General features: G+C 60.7%; 16 protein-coding genes. 10 read left to right on the plus strand and 6 right to left on the minus strand.

Annotated elements, in window-relative coordinates; genetic code table 11:
- Positions 1–110: 110 nt before the first annotated feature.
- Positions 111–578 (plus strand): peroxiredoxin family protein, encoded by a 468-nt coding sequence (locus NW826_RS09610; RefSeq protein WP_414510009.1) that lies wholly within the window; start codon positions 111–113, stop codon positions 576–578.
- On the opposite strand, the gene NW826_RS09615 is transcribed toward NW826_RS09610, so the two are convergent.
- Complete coding sequence (locus tag NW826_RS09615; protein ID WP_414510010.1) at positions 575–2,923, minus strand: glycoside hydrolase family 31 protein; 2,349 nt, start codon at positions 2,921–2,923, stop codon at positions 575–577. The two genes, NW826_RS09610 and NW826_RS09615, sit on opposite strands and share 4 nt — an antisense overlap.
- A 274-nt stretch (positions 2,924–3,197) precedes the next feature.
- Between NW826_RS09615 and NW826_RS09620 the strand changes: the two genes are divergently transcribed.
- Positions 3,198–4,286, plus strand: coding sequence for a PQQ-dependent sugar dehydrogenase (locus tag NW826_RS09620; RefSeq protein ID WP_414510011.1), 1,089 nt, complete (start codon positions 3,198–3,200; stop codon positions 4,284–4,286).
- A gap of 73 nt (positions 4,287–4,359) precedes the next feature.
- Here the strand turns inward: NW826_RS09620 and NW826_RS09625 are convergent, their stop codons facing one another.
- Both NW826_RS09625 and psbH read right to left on the minus strand, forming a co-directional pair.
- Entirely contained in the window at positions 4,360–4,809 is a 450-nt protein-coding gene (locus NW826_RS09625) for a hypothetical protein (protein WP_414510012.1), read from the minus strand.
- Positions 4,810–5,093: 284 nt separating this feature from the next.
- Positions 5,094–5,297 (minus strand): photosystem II reaction center phosphoprotein PsbH, encoded by a 204-nt coding sequence (gene psbH / locus NW826_RS09630; RefSeq protein WP_414331336.1) that lies wholly within the window; start codon positions 5,295–5,297, stop codon positions 5,094–5,096.
- A 204-nt stretch (positions 5,298–5,501) separates the two neighbouring features.
- Here psbH and psbN point away from each other — a divergent pair, with 204 nt between their 5' ends.
- On the plus strand, positions 5,502–5,633 hold the full coding sequence (gene psbN / locus NW826_RS09635) for a photosystem II reaction center protein PsbN (protein ID WP_011432995.1): 132 nt from the start codon (positions 5,502–5,504) through the stop codon (positions 5,631–5,633).
- A gap of 26 nt (positions 5,634–5,659) precedes the next feature.
- Positions 5,660–6,529: a diaminopimelate epimerase gene (gene dapF, locus NW826_RS09640; RefSeq protein WP_414334917.1), complete on the plus strand. Its 870-nt coding sequence runs from the start codon at positions 5,660–5,662 to the stop codon at positions 6,527–6,529.
- Between the two features lie 6 nt (positions 6,530–6,535).
- Here dapF and NW826_RS09645 read toward each other — a convergent pair whose 3' ends face one another.
- Positions 6,536–7,180 carry a hypothetical protein gene (locus NW826_RS09645; RefSeq protein ID WP_414510013.1) on the minus strand — a complete coding sequence of 215 codons (645 nt, stop codon included), beginning with the start codon at positions 7,178–7,180 and terminating at the stop codon, positions 6,536–6,538.
- 113 nt (positions 7,181–7,293) lie between these two features.
- Complete coding sequence (locus tag NW826_RS09650) at positions 7,294–7,809, minus strand: hypothetical protein (RefSeq protein ID WP_414334915.1); 516 nt, start codon at positions 7,807–7,809, stop codon at positions 7,294–7,296.
- 265 nt (positions 7,810–8,074) lie between these two features.
- Between NW826_RS09650 and pcrA the strand changes: the two genes are divergently transcribed.
- The 3 genes from pcrA to NW826_RS09665 all read left to right on the plus strand — a co-directional run bounded on the left by pcrA (position 8,075) and on the right by NW826_RS09665 (position 15,274).
- Positions 8,075–10,420 carry a DNA helicase PcrA gene (gene pcrA / locus NW826_RS09655; protein WP_414510014.1) on the plus strand — a complete coding sequence of 782 codons (2,346 nt, stop codon included), beginning with the start codon at positions 8,075–8,077 and terminating at the stop codon, positions 10,418–10,420.
- Positions 10,421–10,838: 418 nt separating this feature from the next.
- The gene (locus NW826_RS09660) at positions 10,839–12,056 is read left to right on the plus strand and encodes an efflux RND transporter periplasmic adaptor subunit (protein ID WP_414341905.1); all 1,218 of its coding nucleotides are present in this window, start codon (positions 10,839–10,841) and stop codon (positions 12,054–12,056) included.
- A gap of 20 nt (positions 12,057–12,076) precedes the next feature.
- Positions 12,077–15,274, plus strand: coding sequence for an efflux RND transporter permease subunit (locus NW826_RS09665; protein ID WP_414510015.1), 3,198 nt, complete (start codon positions 12,077–12,079; stop codon positions 15,272–15,274).
- A 226-nt stretch (positions 15,275–15,500) separates the two neighbouring features.
- Here the strand turns inward: NW826_RS09665 and gndA are convergent, their stop codons facing one another.
- On the minus strand, positions 15,501–16,910 hold the full coding sequence (gene gndA / locus NW826_RS09670; RefSeq protein ID WP_414334911.1) for an NADP-dependent phosphogluconate dehydrogenase: 1,410 nt from the start codon (positions 16,908–16,910) through the stop codon (positions 15,501–15,503).
- A 251-nt stretch (positions 16,911–17,161) separates the two neighbouring features.
- Here gndA and NW826_RS09675 point away from each other — a divergent pair, with 251 nt between their 5' ends.
- The 3 genes from NW826_RS09675 to NW826_RS09685 all read left to right on the plus strand — a co-directional run bounded on the left by NW826_RS09675 (position 17,162) and on the right by NW826_RS09685 (position 21,776).
- Entirely contained in the window at positions 17,162–18,415 is a 1,254-nt protein-coding gene (locus NW826_RS09675) for an RNA-guided endonuclease InsQ/TnpB family protein (RefSeq protein WP_414510077.1), read from the plus strand.
- A 241-nt stretch (positions 18,416–18,656) separates the two neighbouring features.
- Positions 18,657–20,384 (plus strand): ABC transporter permease, encoded by a 1,728-nt coding sequence (locus NW826_RS09680; protein ID WP_414510016.1) that lies wholly within the window; start codon positions 18,657–18,659, stop codon positions 20,382–20,384.
- An 18-nt stretch (positions 20,385–20,402) separates the two neighbouring features.
- Positions 20,403–21,776, plus strand: coding sequence for a nitrate/sulfonate/bicarbonate ABC transporter ATP-binding protein (locus NW826_RS09685; protein ID WP_414510017.1), 1,374 nt, complete (start codon positions 20,403–20,405; stop codon positions 21,774–21,776).
- The last annotated feature ends 53 nt before the right edge of the window (positions 21,777–21,829 follow it).

Genomic DNA, 21,829 nt, shown 5'->3' on the forward strand with positions numbered 1-21,829 from the left:
TAACCCCCATAAACTCATCCCGTCAAGAGATAACTCAAAGTTTTTTCGGCGGAGAAGGGATCCGGATTCGCCGTTAGACTGGTGAGGGGATCTTGAGGTCGGATGGCTCTATGGGTATTGTGATTGGGACCGCAGCTCCTGACTTCAGCCTGCCTGCAGTGGGGAAAGGGATCCCGAAGGGGGCCCAGATTTCGCTGGGGGCCTATCGGGGCAAGAGCAAGGTGTTGCTGGCTTTTTACCCGGCGGACTTCTCGCCGGTGTGTACGAGCGAGATGCGCTGTTTTCGGGAGGATTGGGGAGCTTTTCGGGCAGCAGGGTGCGAGATCTTGGGGATTAGCAGTGATCCTGTCTCCAAGCACGAAGCCTTTGCCGAGCAGCTCAAGCTGGAGTTTCCTTTGCTGAGCGATGTGGACAGGAGGGTGAGCCAGCAATACGGGGTGGATAGTCTGCTGGGGATACGGCGGGCCTATTTTGTGGTGGATAGCCAAGGGATCCTGCGCTACCAGCATGTGGAGTGGCTGCCTCTGTTTAGGCGAGATAACCGCGAGCTGCTGGAGGCGGTGAGGGCAGTTGACTAGGGGCGGGCTCTTTCTGGGCTGGACAGACAGATCTGCTGGGCCTGGCCGCTGTCGGGCAAGAGGAGGGGGGCCTGGCCAAGGGGCTCAAGGATCCAGGTGCGTTTGGGTGGGATCCAGCCACCGTGGCGGGGCTTGATCTCTAGGAGGAGCTGGTTGGCCTGCTGGTGCAGGCGGAAGGTGGTGGTGGCCCACTGGCCGCTTGAGTAGGCGAGGGTTTGGCCGTCGTCTTCGTAGAGGGTGAAGCTGCCGTCACCGGGGTAGAGTTTAAGGCGCAGTTGGTCACGGCGCAGGTCGGTGGTGGACTGGCAGGGAGGAGCTAAGGGCAGGATAGAGCCGCTGCGCACGAAGAGAGGCAGTTGGTCAAGGGGGGCGGGGGCCAGCACATAGCCAGGGCCGCGGTGGGCCTGGCCTGTCCACCAGTCAAACCAGGTGCCCGCCGGGAGATAGACGGCTCGGCAGCGGATCCCCGGACGGACGACGGGGGCAGCTAGGAGGGCGGATCCCAGCATGGCTTGGTCTGAGATCTCGTAGGTCTGGGGATCGTCAGGGAATTCGTAGAACAGGGGGCGCAGGATGGGGGAGCCGGTTTGGCTGGACTCCCAGAAGAGGCTGTAGAGGTAGGGCAACAGTTGATAACGCAGCTGGATGGCCTGTCGAGCAATGGCTTCCACTTCAGGGCCAAAGCTCCAGGGTTCGTGGGGGCGAGTTCCCTGAGCACTGTGGCCGCGCATGAGGGGATAGAGGAGCCCCATTTGCATCCAGCGGGCAAACAGCTCGGGAGTGGCGTTGCCCCCAAAGCCGCCGATGTCGGCGCCGACAAAGCTAACTCCCGACAGGCCCAGGTTGAGGAGCATGGGTAGGGACATCTCCAGATGTTCCCAGGAGGATTGGTTGTCTCCTGTCCAGACGGCAGCCCAGCGCTGGATCCCGGCAAAGCCGGAGCGGGTGAGGACAAAGGGGCGCTGGTTGGGGCAGAGCTGTTCTAGACCCTCGCGGGAGGCGCGGGCCATCAGGAGGCCATAGAGGTTGTGCACCTCGGCGTGGGTGGTGCGCTCTTCGGGGGATCCTTGGGGGGCGTCGGGGGGGATGTCCACAATTTGGCCCCCATCTCCAAAGGGGCGGTCGTTGAGGGCCGGCTCATTCATGTCGTTCCAGATGCCATCTACACCGGCTTGAGTGAGAACCCGCTGCCAGGATCCCCACCACTGCCGCACTGCGGGGCGCGAGAAATCGGGGAAGAGAACTTTGCCCGGCCAAACATAGCCGTGGAAGAGGTGGCCGTCGGCGCGGCGAATGAAGAAGTCTTGGACCAGGCCCTCGTCAAAAACGGCGTAGTCGGCTTCGGGATCGAACTTGACGCCGGGATCCCCAATGGCCACCACTCGAAAGCCGGCTTCATGCAGCCGGGCCGTGAGGCGGGCGGGATCGGGGAAGCGGCGGGGATCCCAGGTGAAAACGCGGTAGCCGCGCATGTAGTCGATATCCAGGTAGATGACGTCGCAGGGGATCTGGCGCTGGCGAAATTGCTCGGCAATGTTCTGTACCTGAGCAGCGCTGGCGTAGCTCCAGCGGCACTGCTGGTAGCCGAGGGCCCAGAGCGGAGGCAGGGGGGTTCGCCCGGTGAGTTGGGTGTAGGTCTGGAGCACCAAGGCGGGGGTAGGGCCGTAGATGAGGTAGTAGTCCAGCTCGGGGGCGCACACTTCGATGGCCCACTGTTCAGGCTCCGCCTGGCCCAGGTCGAACTGGCTCCAGTGGGTGCAGTGCAGGAAGAGGCCGTAGCAGAGGCCAGGGCGGAGGAGCAAGGCAAAGGGAATGGCCAGATAGAGGTTGTCACTGTGGGCGTCGTAGCCCCAGCAGTCGCGGGTCCAGTGGCTGTAGCGCCGACCCCGTTTGTTGAGCAGGCCAGCCCGTTCTCCCAGGCCGTAGATGTGCTCGGCGGGGTGGAGGGATTTAACCAGGCGGATCCCATCGGATCCCCAACTGAGGCCAATATCGGCACAGAACACCTGCCCCTGGAGATCCCGAAAGCTAAAGCGGAGGGGATCCCGGTCGATCTGCAGTTGCACCAGAGAAGTGCTGAGGTGAACTTGGGTGGGGCTTTCCTGCAGCTCAAAAGGAGCCGGCGGCCACTCTGCATCCGCCAGAGCCACATCCCAAGAACGACGGGGCAAAAACTCGCCGCTGGGGCTAAAGCGCAGCCGCAGCAGACGAGGGGTGAGCACCTGCACAGACCAGCAGCCCTGAGTACAGAGGAGACGGATCCCCCTGGGATGGGCCTGAAGTTCCTGCAGGGATCCACAGGTTTGCCTCTGGGGCTGGGCGAAGATCTCGGCGGGTTCCAGCATGGTTTGGGGGCAGATCGCTGCCCTCAAGGCTAACCCAAGGCCGCAAGGGAGCAGGCAGCTCCCCACTCTTGTGCGCAGCCAACTCTGCTCCCATCAGTACATCTTTTTAGAAGAGCAGCAGCAATGATTGGCTAGCTCAAACCTCAAAATCCATCGCGAAAACGAGGTGGCAATGGCTCTGAGGATCCCGGCGATAAAACTTCTCTCCTCGCTGTTGCTTTTGGGGGGGTTGTCCGCCCCTGTTGGGGCCTACCCGGTCAGACCGGAAACGGTCATGTCTCTGCAACAGGGGGATCACGCCCAAGCTCTGCCCAGAGCCAGGACAGAGCAGCGCTTCCAGGTCGTGACGTTGGCAAGCGGGTTGGAGCATCCTTGGGGGATGGCCTTTCTGCCAGACGGAACCATCCTGGTGACCGAACGTCCGGGCCGGCTGCGCCGAGTTACCGAGCAGGGGTTGGATCCCCAGCCCATCGCTGGAGTACCGGAGGTGTTTGCCCGCGGCCAGGGAGGGCTGCTGGATATTGCCTTGCACCCCAACTACGCAGAGAACGGCTGGATCTACTTGTCCCATGCAGCTCCTGGGCCAGGCGGCGGGGGGACGCGAGTGGCGCGGGCCCGCCTGGGAGAAAGAGGACTCCAGGATCTGGAAGTGATTTTTGACATGGAGCGCAAGACGCCTGCCCAACAGCACTTCGGCTCCCGCCTGGCCTTTGACGAAGAAGGGTTTCTCTACATCAGCACCGGCGACCGCGGCGAGCGGGATCGGGCCCAGGATCCGGGGGATGCCGCCGGCAAGGTGTTGCGCGTTACGGATACAGGCGGGATCCCGGCGGACAATCCTTTTGTGAATCAAGCGGGGGCTTTGCCGGAAATTTTTACCTATGGCCACCGCAACATTCAGGGAATGGCCCGCCACCCCGAGACAGGAGCCATTTGGATGCACGAACATGGGGCGCAAGGGGGGGACGAGATCAACATCTTGGCCCCCGGCGTCAACTACGGCTGGCCCCTGATTACCCATGGTCGGGAGTACAGCGGCGAACCGGTCGGCCAAGGACTGGCGGCAGCTCCTGGATTGGCTTCGCCGCTGCTGCACTGGACGCCCTCCATTGCCCCTTCCGGCATGGCCTTTTATACAGGAGATGCCTTCCCTGAATGGCGGGGCAACTTATTCGTGGGGGCTTTGGCGGGACAGCATTTGGCGCGTTTGGTACTAGATGGGGATCGCGTTGTGGCAGAAGAGCGCCTGCTGCAAGGGGCGGTGGGTCGCATCCGGGATGTGCGCCAGGGGCCGGATGGCTTGCTCTACTTGTTGACCGATGCCCCCAACGGATCCCTGTTGCGCTTGGAGCCAAGCTCTTGATTGGGGTTAAGCTACATGGCCCTAGTCCTGTGGGATTAGCCCCAGCAGAGTTTCCTAACTCCCACTGCCGCTACTACAAGAACTTGACATCTTGCTCAATGGGGAGTGGCTCTCCTGTTTGGGCATCTGTATTTTGGCAGGCAAAGCACTCCTCTGGAGTTAGCCTAATAACCTGCCCTGGAGCCGGCAGAAGGAACATCCTTAGCTCTTTGGTTGGGATCAGGACAGTTTTGCCATTTGGGGCCTTGCGCTTGTGTTTTTCGTCGGCGAAGGTTCTGACAACGCAAGATATGGGATAGTATTCGCTGCTTTGGAGCTTAGCTTCCAAAAGCGCTCTCCAGTAAGGGCTGTATCCGAAAATCCACTGACCCTTAGAAAACTTGAGATCGAATGCTTGACTCCAAATTCTGCTGTAAAAAGTGATAATCGATGTCCTGACTTTGTAGGCTCCTGTTATCTCCTCCAAGTGAGATAAAAACTCGCCGGCAGTCAATGCTTGAGGAGGATTGACAAAGGGACTCATGAAGCATCTCCTGGCTTTCGGTTACAGGCAGGGGATACCTGGGTCTTCCCAGTCTACCCAAATCGAAACACCTGCCCAGCGGCCAGGAGTCTGTTAGAAGCTGTCCGTCCTCGTTGTCGATAGCCAGGGGCTCCCCATCAAAGGCAGGGGAGCCTGTAGATAGAAGCAGCACTCAGGAGGAGAAGCTGGGGATCCGTCTGCTGAAAACTGGTGCCGGCTGGGACACAAAAACCTCTCGATACCGGCATTTTTTCAGAAACAGCGCCAACGGTAGCCAAAGGTGCTCAGAAGCTGAGGCTCTCCCAAGAGACGTTGATGTCTTCCAAGAGCAGCGACTTGTTGTAGATCTGCAGAATGATCAACAAAAAGACGGCGAACAGAGCCATGAAGACCGCCATCAGGGGCGTGGTGCCCCAGCCAGGGGCCACTTTGCCGTATTCCGAGTTGAGGGGACGCAGCAGATCGCCCAGTTTGGTACGAATGGCCATAGGTTCTCGCGATAGGTCAAAGACAGGACAGGATGGATTTATCAAGTTGGGAGTGATCAGGGCGGCGGAGCGCTGCTGCTCAGCACCGTCAAGACAGCCGCCCCCTAAAATCAGGCTATCAGAATCTGGCCGAACCCTTTTGTCTCAGGCAATGAATTGTAAACTTGTGTAATACTATAGTCGAATACCCTCAGGATCGAAGATATGGAGCCCACCTTTTCCCTGATTGTGGCGATCGCGGCAGTTACCATCTGCATCACCGCGTTTGCCATCTACACGGCCTTTGGCCCCCCTTCTAAGGACTTGCAGGATCCCTACGAGATGCACGAGGATTGAAGCCGGTTGTTTTGCGGTTCCGCTGCATGCCTGTTCGTTTGCCCTCCCGTCTCTCTTTCCACAAATACCAGGGGCTGGGGAACGACTTTATCTTGGTGGACAACCGCCACCAGCCGCAGCCCTGCCTGACGCCTGAGGAAGCCGTTGCCCTCTGCAACCGCCGCTTTGGCGTGGGGGCAGATGGGGTTATCTTTCTGCTGCCGGGGCAGGAGGGGGCCGACTTCAGCATGCGCCTGTTCAACAGCGACGGCTCGGAGCCGGAGATGTGCGGCAACGGGATCCGCTGCTTGGCCCGCTTTTTGCAGGATCTGGGGATCCCTGGCCGAGACGGTGCCTACCCGATCCACACCTTGGCGGGGCGGATCGTGCCGCGGGTGCAGCCAAATGGCCTGGTGACGGTGGACATGGGGATCCCTCGCCTCTTGGCCGGGCAAGTCCCCACCACTTTGGCCAAACCGGATGCCAAGGTGATTCGGCAACCGCTCCCGGTGGCCGGGCGGGAGTGGCCGGTGACGGCGGTGAGCATGGGCAACCCCCATTGTGTGGTCTTCTTGGAAGAAGAGGGATCCCTGGAGGAGCTGGACTTGGAAAGGGTAGGCCCCCTGTTTGAGCATCACCCAGCCTTTCCCGAGCGCACCAACACCGAATTTGTGCAGGTGCTCGGCCCCAACCGCCTGCGGCTGCGGGTTTGGGAGCGGGGGGCAGGGGCGACGCTGGCCTGTGGGACAGGCGCCTGTGCCGCCCTGGTGGCCGCCGTTTTGGAAGAGCGGGCCGAGCCCCAAGCCACGGTAGAGCTGCCGGGAGGCAATCTGGAGATTCGCTGGGATCCCGATACCCAACACGTATGGATGACCGGGCCAGCCCTGCCTGTTTTCAGCGGCACCACGGCCGAGTGAGAGATCTCAGGCTCCCAAGCCCAGCAAGAGAAGGGCCAGCAGGGCGAGGATCCCGCGGGCAAGGCTCCAGCCCTGCCGCCAGATCAGCGCCACCGCCAGGCCCAGCAAGACCAACCCCAGCCCCAGACCAAAGCGGAGAAACAGGGGGTGCACCCATTGGTTGAGGGAGCGTTTGAGCCAGGGGAAGAACACCCCTAAGGCGAAGGCCAGCCCCACCGGGATCCAGTTGATCCAACCCGTCCGCTCCCAGCCCCCCACCAGGTAGAAGCCGGCCAGGCAAAGGCCTAGGCAGAAAAACAGCACGCGCCTGCCGGGATAGTCTTGTCGGTAGCTGGAAGCAAGACTGCGGGGCTCCTTGGGGTGGGCCAAGACCAATGGCTCTACGGCGAAGCTTTCGCTCCACTCCGGTGCCTCATCCATTTGCCCGCGGCACCAGAGGTAAACGTTGACTTTTCGCAACCCCTGCAGCAGCGAGGCTTCCACGGCGTTGCGCACCACCTCCATCACCTGCAGGGTATCCACCACATCGCCGGGCAGCCGTTCCAGCAACACATTCAGCACCTGACCCTTCAGCTCCGCGCGGCCAAACAGCCGCAAATCGGCCAGCTTGTAGTCGAGGATTTGGTTTAAGGTCTTGAGCTGGCGACGCATGGGATCCCGGCACCAAGCCGTCTGACAGGTTTGCTCTCAAGTTTGCACATGACTTCGCTAGAACCAGTTTAGCGGTTGGGGAGGAAGCAACGGAAAAGCGGGATCCAGGGCAATCAAGTGCGCGTGCGAATGCACTGACGAATGCTGAGGTTGGACTGGTCCAGGTTGGCGAACCCGCCCAGGAGGGTGCCTTGGTTGTCCAAAAGCAGCAAGGCGGCCTGGCGGCGAAAATCGATCCCCGGCAGCACCTCGGCAGCCACCTCCTGCAGCCTCTGGATGGTTGCTCCCTCGAAATCGACGGAGACATAGACAAACGGAGAAACCAAGCGCGGATCCGTGGGCGCGCTCTCGCGGATGGCCTGTAAAACCAGGTTTCGCACCAGCAACAGCCCTCTGCCATCGACCAACACGATCTGGCGCAGCCGAGGGTTTTGCCCAAACTCCAGGGCCAAGCTTTTGGAAAGAGCTTCCGCTTGGGAGCGGGTTTGGCTGTTGGTCAAGATCACGGCCTGAATGCCGTCGTACTGACTTAAGTCGAGCCGATCCCCGGAAACGCTTTCCAGCTTGAGGTCAAGAGAGGCTTGGGGGTTGCCGCTGCTGGGGCAGTTGCCGGCTTGAGCTGGAGCCAACGGGCCCGCGGAGAGGAGAGCAAAGGTAGCAACCCCCAAAGCGACCAGTCTTTTTGGAAAGCCAAGCGGGCAGCAATTAGGTGGGGCCCCGCAACTAAGCAAAACTCGTTTCATAGCAGCAAGTTCTGGGGTGAGCTGGCCAAATCTTAACCAATCTTCATCTTTAGCTTTGGCGCTCTAGAGTACCTTTTGGGCTTCCCAAGCCTGTTGGGTTGCCAGCCAGCCTGCGCCCATAATGGAAAGCAGTTTCTCGTTGGCGGCAGATATGACTTCTGGCTCCTTGTTGGATGGCCTCAATCCTTCTCAACGCCAAGCGGTGCAACACTTTTGCGGCCCTTTGCTGGTGGTGGCGGGGGCAGGTTCCGGCAAGACGCGCACCCTCGCCTATCGCATCGCCCACCTCATCCGCCACTATCGGGTGGATCCGGGGGAGATTTTGGCCGTGACCTTCACCAACAAGGCCGCCCGCGAAATGAAAGAGCGCATCGAGCAGCTCTTTGCCCAGCAGGAGGCCCAGGAGCAGTTTGGGATCCCCTTGGAGCAACTGGAGCCGGCCCAGGCGACGCGGCTGAAATCGGCGGTTTACCGCCGCTGGATTAAACCCCTTTGGATTGGTACGTTCCACAGCCTATTTGCCCAGATCCTGCGCCTGGAGATTGAAAAATACCAGGATCCCAAGGGACGCAAGTGGACTCGTAACTTCTCGATTTTCGATGAATCGGACGCCCAATCCCTGGTTAAAGAGATTGTAACTAAGCAACTCAACTTAGATGAGCGCAAGTTCGATCCAAGATCGGTGCGCTACGCCATTAGCAATGCCAAAAACCAGGGTTGGACTCCTCGCGATTTAGAGCGCCACCAGCCCAACTTCCGAGGCCGCATCCTCGCTCAGGTTTACGAGCTCTACGAAGATCAACTGGCGGCCAACAATGCCCTCGATTTCGACAACTTAATTTGGATCCCGGTGCAGCTTTTTCGTCAAAATGAGCAGGTCTTGGCCTACTGGCACCAGCACTTTCGGCACATCTTGGTGGACGAATACCAAGATACCAACCGCACCCAGTACGAGCTGATCCGGCTGCTGGCAACCAACGGCGAGACCCGCCGCTCCGAGTGGGACTGGACCAATCGCTCCCTCTTTGTGGTGGGCGATGCGGATCAAAGCATCTATCGCTTTCGGGGGGCTGATTTCACCATTTTGCTGGAGTTTCAAGAGACCTTTGGCGATGGCCTGCCGGACGACGATACCCGCACCCTGATCAAATTGGAAGAAAACTATCGCTCCACCGCCACGATTTTGCAGGCGGCCAATACCCTCATCGAGAAAAACACCGAGCGCATTGACAAGGTTCTCCGGCCAACGCGCCATCAGGGCAGTTTTATCATCTGCCATCAGGCCGAAGATGAGATGGCCGAGGCTGAGTTTGTGGTCAACGCCATCCGACGATTACACGGCCAAAATCCCAACTCTTCCTGGGGAAATTTTGCCATTCTCTACCGCACCAACGCCCAATCTCGCCCCTTTGAAGAGGTTTTGCTGCGGTGGGGGATCCCTTACACGGTGGTGGGCGGGCTGCGATTTTACGATCGCAAAGAGATTAAGGATGTGCTGGCCTATTTGCGGGTTGTGCTCAACCCTGCCGATTCTTTTAGCCTGTTACGCATTATCAATGTGCCGCGGCGGGGTATCGGCAAATCGACTCTGGACAAGCTAACCGAAGCGGCGGCTGCCTTAAATGTACCCCTGTGGACTATCCTCAGCGACGAGGCTTCTGTCACCAACCTGGTGGGGCGTTCGGCCAAGCCGGTTCTTCAGTTTGCCGAGCTTATCCAGCATTGGCACAGACAGATGGCCCAGGTTTCGGCTGCCGCCCTCCTAGAGGGGCTGCTGCGGGATTGCGGCTATCTGGAAGATCTCAAGGCCCAGGGCACAGAAGAGGCCGAGGAAAGGATCGCCAACGTGATGGAACTCTACAACGCGGCCCGCCAATTTGAAGAAGAACAGGAGGATCCCAGCCTTGAGGCTTTCTTGAGCAATGTGTCTTTGGCTTCCGATTTGGACAACCTTCAGGAGGGAGCTGAGAAAGTTTCGTTAATGACGTTGCACGCTTCCAAAGGGCTGGAGTTCCCGGTGGTGTTTTTGGTGGGGTTGGAACAGGGCCTATTTCCCAATTTTCGCGCCCTGGAGGATCCCGCTGCTTTGGAAGAGGAACGGCGCCTCTGCTACGTGGGCATCACCCGCGCCCGCGAGCAATTGTTTCTCTGCCACGCCAGCGAGCGGCGGCTCTACGGCAACCGGGAACCAGCTATTCCCTCTCTATTTTTAAGCGAGCTGCCCCAAGAGCTAATCCAATGGGAGAGAGGCAGGGGGCTTTCGTTCTCCGCCGACAACGCGGCTGCGGCCACGCCCAAAGCAAAGGCTGCTCGCCGCCAAAGCCGTTCCTCCCAGTGGGCAGTTGGGGATCGCCTGCAACATCCCCAATTCGGACAGGGGCAAATTACCCACGTGTTCGGCAGCGGCGAACGGATCACCCTGGCGGTGAGGTTTCCCGCCATCGGCCAGCAGAAAATCTTGGATCCCCGCATCGCGCCCATTCAAAAGCTCAGCTAGCTAGCTGGGCCCGAAACCGCTTTGGAGATGGATGGCGTAGCGGTATGGGTCTCATCCTTTTTGTAGGTGCCTTCATCTCGCCCAGAACTTGCTTGGAATAGGGCGGGTTGGCAGGGATCCCTTTTGTCGTGTAGAAATGTGAAGGCTTGCTAGGGCAAGGCCCCTGAAAAGATCACAAGGCCGACCATCCGGGTTTGAACCCTTTCCCCAGGTGGGCAGTCTAGCCGGATGGGCCGTCGTTTTTGGGTTGTGAGGCGGGCTTGTTCTCTTCGAGGGCAGTTACAGCGGGCAAGCGAGTGGTAGGTGGCTGATGCGCTGCAGCAAAAGGGGAGCTGGGCTACTCATCCTGCCGGCAGGACAGAGCTCCGGCTCGGCAAGGCAACTCCCTCTAGCTTTTGCCTTCGCTCTGGCGTTGCTTGTGGGCGTTCCCGGCTCTGTCGCCTATACCCAGATGGTTTGGGCCCAGCGTCCGGTGGAAGGTGGCGGCCAAGGTAGGGCGCCGCGCCCTGTCTCGGTGGATGTGGCCACAGCCCAGGTGGGATCCCTGGGGGCCGACTTGCGCTACACCGGCACCACCCAGCCCCTGCGGCAGGCGACGCTGCGCACCCGGATCGAGGGGCTGTTGCTACAGCTAGCGGTGGATGTCGGGGATCCGGTGCAGGCGGGGCAACTGCTGGGTCAGTTGGATCCCACCCTGCTGCAGGCGGCTCTGCTGCAGGCCCAATCGCAACTGGCGGCGCAGGAATCTCAGGTGGCCCAGGCGCAGGCGCAACTGAGCAATGCCCGCACCCAAGTGGAGCAGGCCCGCCTGAACCTTTTGCAACTGGAGGCCGATGCCGAACGCCTAGGACAACTGGCGCAAAAGGGAGCTGTTTCCGCCCAACAGGCGGAACAAGCCCGCACCGCCGCCCGCACGGCTGCTCAGGCCTTGCGCTCGGCAGAGGAACAGGTACGTGTCCAAGAGCAAGCGGTGATCGCTGCCCAGCGCCAGGTGGACGCCCAGGGATCCCTGGTGGCCCAGGCCCAGGAGCGCCTTTCCTACACCCAACTGCGCTCGCCCCTGACGGGGGTGGTGCTCTCCCGGCAGGCGGATCCGGGCGCTTTTTTGAACGCGGGGGCAGACGTGCTGACGGTGGCCGATTTCAGCCAGGTGAGGGTGGAGTTTCCCCTTTCTGAATTGGAGCTGGCGCGGGTGCAGGTGGGCCAAGCCGTTCAGGTGGAATTGGACGCCTTTCCTGGCCAACGCTTCGCTGGACAAATTGCCCGCATCTCCCCGGCTGCCGATCCCCAGGCCCGCCTGATCCCGGTTGAAGTGGTGATCCCCAACCCCGGCGGCCGCATCGGCAGTGGCTTGTTGGCCCGAGTGGAGCTGACCAGGCCGCAGGCGCAGCGGGTGATCGTGCCAGCCACAGCAATTCAACAGAACGAGCCGGGTGCAGCCCTGGTCTTTGTGGTGGAGCGGCAGGGGGAAACGGCGCGGGTGTTGGCCCGCCCGGTGCAACTGGGAGCACAGCGGGATGGCCAGGTGGAGATCGTGTCGGGATTGGAAGCTGGCGAGCCGTTTGTGGTGCGCAGCGCTGCCCCTTTGCAAGATGGGCAGGAAGTGCAGCTAAGTGTCCTCTCGGAACGATTCTAAACGTTTAAGGAGCTACGCCCATGACCCCAGCCCCGAGCGGACTCAGCCTCAGCGGCCTGGCCATCCGCCGCCACATTGGCACCCTGATGCTGGCTTTGGCGGCGATCGTCATGGGCTTCTATTTCCTCACCCGCCTGCCGGTGGATCTGTTGCCCTCGATTGTCTATCCCCGCATTGGCGTGCGGGTGGAGCTGGCGGGAGTAACCCCAGAGGTGGCCGTCGAGGAGATTACCCGCCCTCTGGAAGACTCGCTTTCCACTGTGGAAGGGGTGGAACAGATCTATTCCACCACCCGCGAAGGGCAAGTCCGGGTGGATCTCTTCTTTGCGCCGGGGGGCAACATCGATCAAGCCCTCAACGACACCACGGCGGCGGTGAACCGAGCCAGAGGACGGCTGCCGGATGGGGTTTCGGCTCCCACGGTGTTTAAGTTTGACCCTTCCCAGTTGCCCGTTTATGAGTTTGCCCTGAACGCGCCCGGGCTGACGGATGTGGAGCTGCGCCGCTTTGCCGAGGAAGAGTTGGCCCGCGAGTTGGGCGTGGTGCCGGGGGTGGCCACGGTGGATGTGGCCGGGGGCACTCTCGAAGAGGTGCAGGTGGATCTGGATGTGGAGCGGCTGCAGGCATTGGGGCTGGGCCTGACGGATGTGCTCGGCCAACTGCAGGCCCGCAACCAGGATCTTGCCGGGGGACGGATCCGCGGCGAGCTAGTGGAGCCTTTGACGCGCACAATAGGCCGGTTCCGCAGCCCGGAAGATATTCAAGCGCTGCGCTTCAACACCCCCAGTGGAGGGACGGTGCGCCTAACAGACTTTGCCACGGTGGCCGTGCGCCCTGCTGCCGAGGGGGTGCGGGTGACCTTGAATGGAGAGCCGGCTGTGCGCCTGAGCATTCAAAAGCAGCCGGATGCCAACACCATCCGCGTGGTGGACGGGATCCGTTGCCGCCTGGAACAACTGCGGGCCGCCGGCCTCATTCCGCCGCAAGTAACCCTGATCCCCACCAGCGACGAGTCCCGCTTCATCCGCAGCTCGATTCAAAGTGTGGCTCTTGCCGGCTTGAGCGGGGCGGTGCTGGCCGGGCTGGCGGTGTTGCTGTTTTTGGGATCCCTGCGCCAAACCCTGATCGTGGTGACTGCCATTCCCCTGGCCACCCTGGCGGCAGTGCTGCTGATGGGCCTGTTCGGCCTTTCCATCAATATCATCAGCCTGGGAGGGCTGGCCCTGGGGGTGGGGATCGTGGTGGACAACGCCATCGTGATGTTGGAAAACATCGCCAAAGGAACAGAAGGGATCCCACGGCAGGACGCCCGTTGGTTTGGGCAGCGGGTGCTGGAGCAAGCGGAGCGCAGCAGCCGCCAGTTGGAATCGGCCCTGGTGGCCTCCACGGCCACCAACCTGGTGTCGGTGTTGCCCTTCTTGCTGGTGGGAGGTTTTGTTTCGCTGATTTTCAACGAGCTGATTTTGACCATCAGCTTTGCCGTGGCCGGATCCCTGGTGGTGGGCCTGACGGTGGTGCCGATGCTCACCTCTCGCCTGTTGACGATCCGCCGCAGCAGTGGGCTGCGCCACTGGGGCCCGATCCGCAGCTTTGGGCGGGGGATCCTGGGTGGCACCTATGCCTATCGACGGCTGCTGAGCCGCTTGTTACGGCGACCGGCGCTGCCTATCCTGCTGGCTTTTCTCCTCCTGGGCGGGGGCAGCTATTGGATGGCCGGGCAACTGAACCAAGAGCTTCTGCCCCGCATCGCCACCGGGCAGGTGAACCTGTCTGCCAACTTTGCCCCCGGCACCACTCTGGAGACCAACCACCGCATCATGCAGGCGGTGGATCGCCTTTTGCTAGAGCAACCTGAGGTGGAGTATGCGTTCACCACGGCAGGTGGATCCGCCTTTGGGGGCAGCACTGTTGAGAACCCCCTGCGGGGCACCAGCACCATCACCCTCAAGCCCGGCACCGACGTGGGACGTTTCGTGGATCGGGTGAACGGGTTGATAGGCCAACTGAACTTGGTGGGATCCCGCATCCGCGTGTTTCCGGGCAGCGTCCGCGGCCTTTTCGCCCGCAATTCTGCCGTCAATGCCGAAGTGGACGTGGTGCTCCAAGGGGAGGCCACTCAGGCGCTTCAAGAGGCTAGCCGCAGGGTGTTGCGGGCCTTGGACGAGCAGGCTACCCTCTCCACCTTCCGCCCTGATGCCGACGATAGCCAGCCGGAGCTCCAGATTTGGCCGGATTGGGAGCGGGCCGCTCCCCTGCGCCTCAGCCTTCAGGACATAGGCCGGGTGGTGCAGACGGCGGTGCAGGGATCCGTGCCCATCCAATTGCAGCAGGGCAGCCGCCTTCTGGATGTGCGGGTTCGCCTGGCCACGCCCATCACCCAGCCTTCCCAACTGGAACGCCTGCCCTTGGCTGTGCAGAATGGCCAGCCGCTGCGCTTGGGGGATGTGGCCAGGTTGCAGATGGGGGAGGCCCCCGGGGAAATTCGCCGCCTCAACCAACGGCAGGTGGTCATTTTGAACGGCAGCCTCAGGGCCGGAGCCAACCAGAGCGCTGCTGTCGCCGAGGTGGATGAGATCCTGTCGGGCCTGGAACTGCCTGCCGGCGTGACCCGCCTGCCCAGCGTGGCCTTGGAAAACAACCGGGAGCTGCGCAACAACCTGCTGCTGCTGGGATCCCTGGCAGCTTTTTTGGTGTTTGTGGTGATGGCGGTGCAGTATAACTCCCTCCTCGACCCGCTGGTGATCATGCTGACGGTGCCTTTGGCCCTCTCCGGCGGCATCCTGGGCCTGTTCCTCACCCGCACGGCAGTGGGGGCTACGGTGCTGGTGGGGGTGGTGCTGCTGGTGGGCATTGTGGTCAACAACGCCATCTTGATGGTGGAGCTGGCCAACCAAATTCGAGAGGAACAAGGCTTGGATTATCGCAGCGCCATGCTAGAGGCTGCCCCGCAGCGGCTGCGCCCGATCCTGATGACCACAGTGACGACGGTGCTGGGCCTGTTCCCCTTGGCGTTGGGCTGGGGAGAGGGATCCGAGCTGCTGCAACCGCTGGGGGTTGTGGTTTTTTCCGGCCTTTCTTTGGCGACGCTGCTGACCTTGGTGGTGATCCCTTGCTTCTACGTGCTGCTGCATAGAGGGGGAAGCAAAACCTCAACTCCCCCTTTTCCCAAGCTGGCGGTTGTCCCACCCGCGGCTTTGTCCGAGACTGCTGGTCAGTAGCTGGGATTGGCACTGTTAATCGCCGCTTGGAGATGTTTCGCAGCGAGGGATCCCTGGGGGCACCCACTGCTTTGCCGGTGGCCAAGGGGATTACGCCCTGCGCCTCGCCTTCAGCTACCAACCGGAAGAGCGCATCCTCAGCAGCATCCAGGTCATCGGAGAACACCTGCACAAACTCATGGATCAACGCTGACAGATCCCAGGCCAGAGGGAGATCCCAAGACTTCTAGGGATTCCAGGCGTGGTGGAAAACCCCCGGCCTGTCGATGCGCTCAAAGGTGTGGGCCCCGAAGAAGTCCCGCTGGGCCTGGGTGAGGTTCTGGGGCAGGTCGGCGGTGCGGTAGCTGTCGTAGTAGGCCAAGGAGGCGCTGATGGCTGGGATCGGGATCCCCAGGGCTGCCGCCGTGGCCACCACCCGCCGCCAGGAGCCCTGTCGCTCCTGGATCGCCTGCTTGAACTCCTCATCCAAAAGTAGGTTCACCAGCTCTGGATCCCGTTTGTAGGCTGATTGGATCTCGCCCAGAAAGCGGGCGCGGATGATACAGCCCCCTTTCCAAATCCGCGGGATCTCGCTGAAGGTATAGACATAGCCGTGGGCAACGGTGGCTTGCCTGAGCAGCGCCATCCCCTGGGCATAGGAACAGATCTTAGAACAATAGAGGGCGGCACGCAGATCTTCAAGGAAGCAGTCGGGATCCCCTTCAAAAGTTGCATCGGGCCCTTTCAACTGAGCAGAGGCAGCCACCCGCTCCTCTTTCAGCGACGAGAGGATGCGAGCTTGCACCGCCGCTTCGATGGTGGGCACCGGCACCCCCAAATCCAGGGCATCCTTGACCGTCCACAAGCCCGTCCCCTTCTGCCCCGCCTTGTCCAAAATCAGATCCACCAGCGGCTTGCCCGTCTCCGGATCCAGCGTTCCCAAAATCTTGGCGGTAATCTCAATCAAAAACGACTCCAGCTCCGTCTCGTTCCAGGCCTGAAAAATCTCCTGCATCTGCGAGGCCGTCAGCTTCAAGCCCCGGCGCATCAAGTCATAGACCTCGGCGATCAGTTGCATATCGCCATATTCGATGCCGTTGTGCACCATCTTCACGTAGTGCCCGCCCCCTTTGGGCCCCAGGTAGGTAACGCAGGGGCCATCCGCCACTTGAGCGGCAATTTTGCTCAGGATGGGCTCCAGTTGGCGATAGGCTTCCGGGCTGCAGCCGGGCATGAGGCTGGGGCCGTTGAGGGCGCCCTCTTCGCCGCCGCTCACCCCCATGCCGACAAAGTGGATCCCGGTGGACTCCAGAGCCTCGGCGCGGCGATCCGTATCGGTGTAGAGGGAGTTGCCGCCATCGATGAGGATGTCTCCCGGCTCCAGCAGCGGCTTCAGCTCGTCGATCACCGCGTCTACCGGCGGGCCCGCCTTGACCATGATCAGGATTTTGCGGGGCCGCTCCATCATCTGCACCAATTCCGGCAGGCTGTAGGCAGGGGTGACCTGTTTGCCTTGGGCTCGCTCCCGCATGAACTGGTCGGTTTTGGAGCCGGTGCGGTTGTAGACGGCAACCGGAAAGCCGTTGCGCTCGACGTTGAGGGCCAGGTTTTCCCCCATCACCGCCAGGCCGATCACCGCAAAGCTAGGCTTGCTCATGGTTGGGGCACTATCGACACCTCACCCAATCTAGAGGTCGATCCGACCAACCGGGCTCAGGGATCCTGTTTTCTTCACTTTTGCCGGAGTGTAGGCTCAAGGACTCTCCGGATTTCCCATCCTTGCAGAGGAAGCACGTTCGAGATAGCTGCTGCCTCTGTGGCAACTGGATCAGCTAGAAACCACAGGAGCCCCGCCCTGTACCCGTAGGGTCAGGGTCGGGAGAAATGCGGATGACGGATAACTGTGACATGACCCAAGTCCTGACTATCTCCTGCAAGCTCAAGGTATCTGCTTCGCAAGCCGTGAAGCTAGAGGCAACCTTGTCTGCTTTTGCACAAGCACTCCTCGCGCCAGCGGGCCGTAGGCCTTACTGGGTCAACCAAAACACACCAGAGAAGGTGGTCAACCCAGTCAAGCTTCAATCGCTCTGCTACCGCGCAATTCGTACCCGCTTTGGGCTATCCAGCAATAAGGACTCCGTCCCGCTAGCGCGAGTGGCACAACAGGTGTGCAGAAAGTTGGCCGCTGCCCGCAAGGTTGCCCAGCAAAAGAACCGTCCGGTCAAAGCGTTCAAGTCTGGCTTTGTTACCTACGATGCCCGCATCTTCTCTTTCCGCGAGAAGGACTGGACGGTGTCGCTGACCACCGTTGAGGGGCGGGAACGCTTTGAGTTGGATGTTGGCTCCTACCAGCGCGGCATGCTGGCGGGTTCTCATCCCAAAGCGGCCACGTTGGTCAAACGCCAAGACGGTTCCTACTCCATTCAAATTTGCGTGGAGTCTGAGGCGCCGGAGCCACGAGACACCACCGGGGCGATTGGTGTGGACTTGGGTAGGAGAGATATTGCCCATACTTCTGAGGGAGACCACTGGAATGGACAGCAGCTGAACCGGGTCAGAGACCACTACTCCCGGTTGAGAGCAGTTCTCCAACGCAAGGCCAGTAGGGGCACACGCAGCACTCGGCGTCGGTGTCGGGAGCTGCTGCAACGGTTGCCTGGCAAGGAAAGACGCTTTCAAACTTGGGTGAACCACTGCATCTCCAAGTCCATTGTTGCTAGGGCACTGGCCACCCACCGTTTTATTGCCTTGGAAGACCTGACCGGGATCCGGGAGCGTACCAACCAACAGCCACGCAGCAAGACGGAGCGGCGGCGGGCGAACAGTGAGGCCTACGGCCCGCTAGCGCGAGGGGCGTTCTACCAGTTGCGGCAGTTTGTGCACTACAAGGCCGCCAGAGCAGGGGTGAAGGTTGTGGTGGTGCCGCCTGCCTACAGCTCGCAGACCTGCCACCGGTGTTTGTGGCTTGGGCAACGGGAAGGGAAGCATTTTCGTTGTGTGAACCCGGCCTGTGGTTGGGAAGGGGATGCAGATTTGAACGGTGCCAACGTCATTGCCCTTTTGGGGGTCGCTGTAAACCGGCCTAGAGGTCCGTGGTTGGCTTGCCAACTGCAGGGCTACCAGAAGCCCGCTCCGTACCGCTTAGCGGTCGGAGTCGGGTAGTTTACGGTGCCTATTTCAGGTAGTATTGCCAGGTGTGGGTTTTCTGAGTTTAGAAATAGACCGCGACCTCAACGCAGTGCAAAGCCTGGCGTGGAGTTTCCTGTTGCGGGGTTGGGAGCCGGCCAGTTAGGAAACGCGGAAGCAGGAAGTAAAGCGGCAACGCTGCAGAGGCTGAGGACTCTATTCTGCGGGGCGGGGTGGGGATGCTTTGTTACCGTTTCGTGAACCTTTCGGAGCGGACATGAGGACTTTTCCTTCTCCAGAGGTACTCCGTCGGCTGCCGGCTGGGGCTGCTGATGGGGCTATTATTCTGGGCACGTTGGTTCTCCTGGCCTTGGTGGCGCAGGTGGGGACGGGGGCTTTTGAGCAGTTTCAGCCGCCGGCGCTGGTGCCCCGAGTCGACCTGGATCCGCGCAACCTGCCCTACTACGCCGCCCGCTCCACCTTGCGCATGTTCATCGCCCTCTTCTTTTCCACCCTTTTTACCCTGATCTACGGGTATATCGCTGCCAAAAGTCGCTGGGCGGAGCGAATTTTGATCCCCCTGTTGGATATCTTGCAATCGGTGCCGGTGTTGGGGTTTCTCTCCATTACCGTTACCGGCTTCATCGCGCTTTTTCCCGGCAGCCTGCTGGGTCTGGAGGCGGCTTCTATCTTCGCCATCTTCACCAGCCAGGTTTGGAACATGACTTTTTCCTTTTACCAATCCTTGCGCACCCTGCCGCAGGAGCTGGTGGAAGCGGCTACCCTCTACCGCTTGTCGGGCTGGCAGCGCTTCGTCCAGTTGGAAGTGCCGGCGGCGATGGTGGGCCTCATCTGGAACGCCATGATGAGTTTTGGCGGGGGATGGTTCTTTGTGGCCGCCAGCGAGGCCATCAGCGTGCTTAACCAGGAGTACACCCTGCCCGGCCTGGGATCCTATGTGGAAGCCGCCGTTCAAGCAGAGGATCTGCCCAAGTTGGGCTGGGCGCTTTTGACCATGGCGGTGGTGATCCTGCTGGTGGATCAGCTCTTCTGGCGGCCTCTGGTGGCCTGGTCGGATAAGTTTCGCCTGGAGCAGAGCGCCAGTACGGCTGCCCCGGAGTCGTGGCTGTATGATCTGCTAACCACAGCGCGGATCCCGCGGTTGCTGGGCAATTGGCTGGCTCCCTTCCGAGAATTGGCGGATCGGCTGTTGTCCTATTTAACTCGCCCGCGCTGGGGGGATCCACCCAATCCCGAGGCGGAGCGACGCCGCGAGCGGCTGTTGACTCAGCTCTCTTGGCTGGCCATTGGCGGGATCGGGATTTGGATTGTTCATTTTGTGTCCACCACCGTGGGTTTCGGGGAGGTGCTGCTGACCTTTGGGCTGGGGATCCTCACCCTGCTGCGGGTCAGCGTGCTGTTGGTTTTCGCCACCGTGATCTGGACGCCGATCGGAGTGGCCATCGGCTTTAATCCACGCCTGGCAAAGTTGCTGCAGCCGGTGGTGCAATTTCTGGCAGCTTTTCCGGCCAATTTCCTCTTTCCATTTGCCACGCTGTTTTTCATCCGCACCCAAATTAGCATTGAGTGGGGCAGCATTTTGCTGATGTCGTTGGGAGCACAGTGGTACATTCTCTTTAACTCCATTGCCGGTGCCCAGAGCATTCCCACAGATTTGCGCGAGATGGCCGTGGATGTGGGCTTGCGGGGATGGCAGCTCTGGCAAAAGCTGATTATTCCGGGGATCTTTTCTGCCTGGGTTACCGGGGGGATCACGGCCAGCGGCGGCGCTTGGAACGCTAGCATTGTCTCGGAGATCGTGGCCTGGGGATCCACCACTCTCAAGGCTACGGGATTGGGCACCTATATCGCTGAGGCAACGGCGGTGGGAGATTGGCCCCGCATTACTTTGGGCATTGGCATGATGAGCTTGTTTGTGGTGGGCATCAATCGCCTTTTCTGGCGGCGGTTGTATCAATTGGCAGAAGAAAAATATCACCTTTAATCTTTGAGGCTATCTGATATGAGTTCTGCAGCTTCTCCGGTTCTGATAGAAGTTGAGAGGGTCTACAAGCGCTTTCCTTTGCCGGAGGGCAAGGGCGAGTTTACGGTTTTAAGCCAGATAGATTTGCAAGTGCGGGCAGGGGAAGTTTTGGCTTTGTTGGGCCGCAGCGGCAGCGGCAAAAGCACCCTGCTGCGCATCATGGCGGGCCTGATCCCGCCTAGCGAAGGGCGAGTGTTGAGCAATGGACGTCCTCTGCGGGGCCCCAACCCGGATGTGGCCATGGTGTTTCAGAGTTTTGCCCTCTTGCCCTGGCTGACGGTGCAGGAAAATGTGGAGCTGGGGCTGCAGGCTCAAGGGATCCCGCGCGAGATCCGGCGGCAAAAAGCTCTCAAAGCCATCGACCTGGTGGGCTTGGACGGATTCGAGAATGCCTACCCCAAGGAACTGTCGGGGGGCATGAAGCAGCGGGTGGGCTTTGCCCGCGCCTTTGTTCTAGAGCCCAAGGTGCTGTTTATGGACGAGCCCTTCAGTGCCCTGGACGTGCTGACGGCGGAGAACCTGCGGGGGGAGATCGACGAGCTCTGGAACACCCAGGCCTTCCCTTCCCAGAGCATTCTCATCGTTACCCACAACATCGAAGAGGCCGTGTTTTTGGCGGATCGGGTGGTGATCCTGGGATCCAAGCCGGGGCGGATCCGGGGAGAGGTGAAGATCGACCTGCCGCGGCCCCACGAGCGTACGGATCCCCGCTTCAAGTCCCTGGTCGACTACATCTACGAGATCATGACCAATCCGGAGATCCCGGTAACCGGCGAGGTGGCTGCCCCCACTTCGGTAAGCAGTAGGGCAACTTCTCCCTACGCGCTGCCCCTGCCCCACGCGCGGGTGGGCGGCATCAGTGGTTTGCTGGAGCTGATTGTGGAATGGCCGCAGGCACGGGTAGAGATTGCCGAGCTGGCCGAGCGGCTGCAACTGGCGGTGGATGACTTGCTGCCGATTTTGGATGCGGCGGTGCTGTTGGGCTTTGCCGAGGTAAGCGGCAGGGTGGTACAACTGACCGAGATCGGCCAAGACTTTGCCAACACCACCATCTTGCGCAGCAAGGATCTCTTCCGACAGCAGCTTTTGGCACGGGTGCCGGTCTTCAAGAGCATCCTGCAGACGCTGGAAGAAAAAAACAGCCGCTCCATGCGGGCGGACTTCTTCTTGGATCTCTGGGACGAACATTTTCCCCACGAGGAAGCTGAGCGGCAGTTTGCTACAGCCGTTGACTGGGGGCGCTATGCGGAGCTCTTTGAGTACGATGCCTCGGAAGAGCGGCTGTATCTCCCGGATCCCAGCGAAAGCTCCGCCGCTTCTGAGCCTGTCGGCCTTGATTCCCGTTCTGGCTAGGGCCAGCTTGGCTTTGCCTTTTATCTCTAGCCTCTGTTCAAAGGGAGAAGAGA

Source organism: Synechococcus sp. OH20 (assembly GCF_047502685.1).
Classification (GTDB): domain Bacteria; phylum Cyanobacteriota; class Cyanobacteriia; order Thermostichales; family Thermostichaceae; genus Thermostichus.

Bases quoted from the DNA above. Each gene is read 5' to 3' on its own strand.
- psbN (WP_011432995.1), top strand. From the start codon at position 5,502: ATGGAGCCCACCTTTTCCCTGATTGTGGCGATCGCGGCAGTTACCATC.
- NW826_RS09685 (WP_414510017.1), top strand. From the start codon at position 20,403: ATGAGTTCTGCAGCTTCTCCGGTTCTGATAGAAGTTGAGAGGGTCTAC.
- NW826_RS09665 (WP_414510015.1), top strand. From the start codon at position 12,077: ATGACCCCAGCCCCGAGCGGACTCAGCCTCAGCGGCCTGGCCATCCGC.
- gndA (WP_414334911.1), bottom strand. From the start codon at position 16,910: ATGAGCAAGCCTAGCTTTGCGGTGATCGGCCTGGCGGTGATGGGGGAA.
- NW826_RS09620 (WP_414510011.1), top strand. From the start codon at position 3,198: ATGTCTCTGCAACAGGGGGATCACGCCCAAGCTCTGCCCAGAGCCAGG.
- psbH (WP_414331336.1), bottom strand. From the start codon at position 5,297: ATGGCCATTCGTACCAAACTGGGCGATCTGCTGCGTCCCCTCAACTCG.
- NW826_RS09625 (WP_414510012.1), bottom strand. From the start codon at position 4,809: ATGAGTCCCTTTGTCAATCCTCCTCAAGCATTGACTGCCGGCGAGTTT.
- NW826_RS09610 (WP_414510009.1), top strand. From the start codon at position 111: ATGGGTATTGTGATTGGGACCGCAGCTCCTGACTTCAGCCTGCCTGCA.
- NW826_RS09645 (WP_414510013.1), bottom strand. From the start codon at position 7,180: ATGCGTCGCCAGCTCAAGACCTTAAACCAAATCCTCGACTACAAGCTG.
- dapF (WP_414334917.1), top strand. From the start codon at position 5,660: ATGCCTGTTCGTTTGCCCTCCCGTCTCTCTTTCCACAAATACCAGGGG.
- NW826_RS09680 (WP_414510016.1), top strand. From the start codon at position 18,657: ATGAGGACTTTTCCTTCTCCAGAGGTACTCCGTCGGCTGCCGGCTGGG.
- NW826_RS09675 (WP_414510077.1), top strand. From the start codon at position 17,162: ATGACCCAAGTCCTGACTATCTCCTGCAAGCTCAAGGTATCTGCTTCG.
- NW826_RS09615 (WP_414510010.1), bottom strand. From the start codon at position 2,923: ATGCTGGAACCCGCCGAGATCTTCGCCCAGCCCCAGAGGCAAACCTGT.
- pcrA (WP_414510014.1), top strand. From the start codon at position 8,075: ATGACTTCTGGCTCCTTGTTGGATGGCCTCAATCCTTCTCAACGCCAA.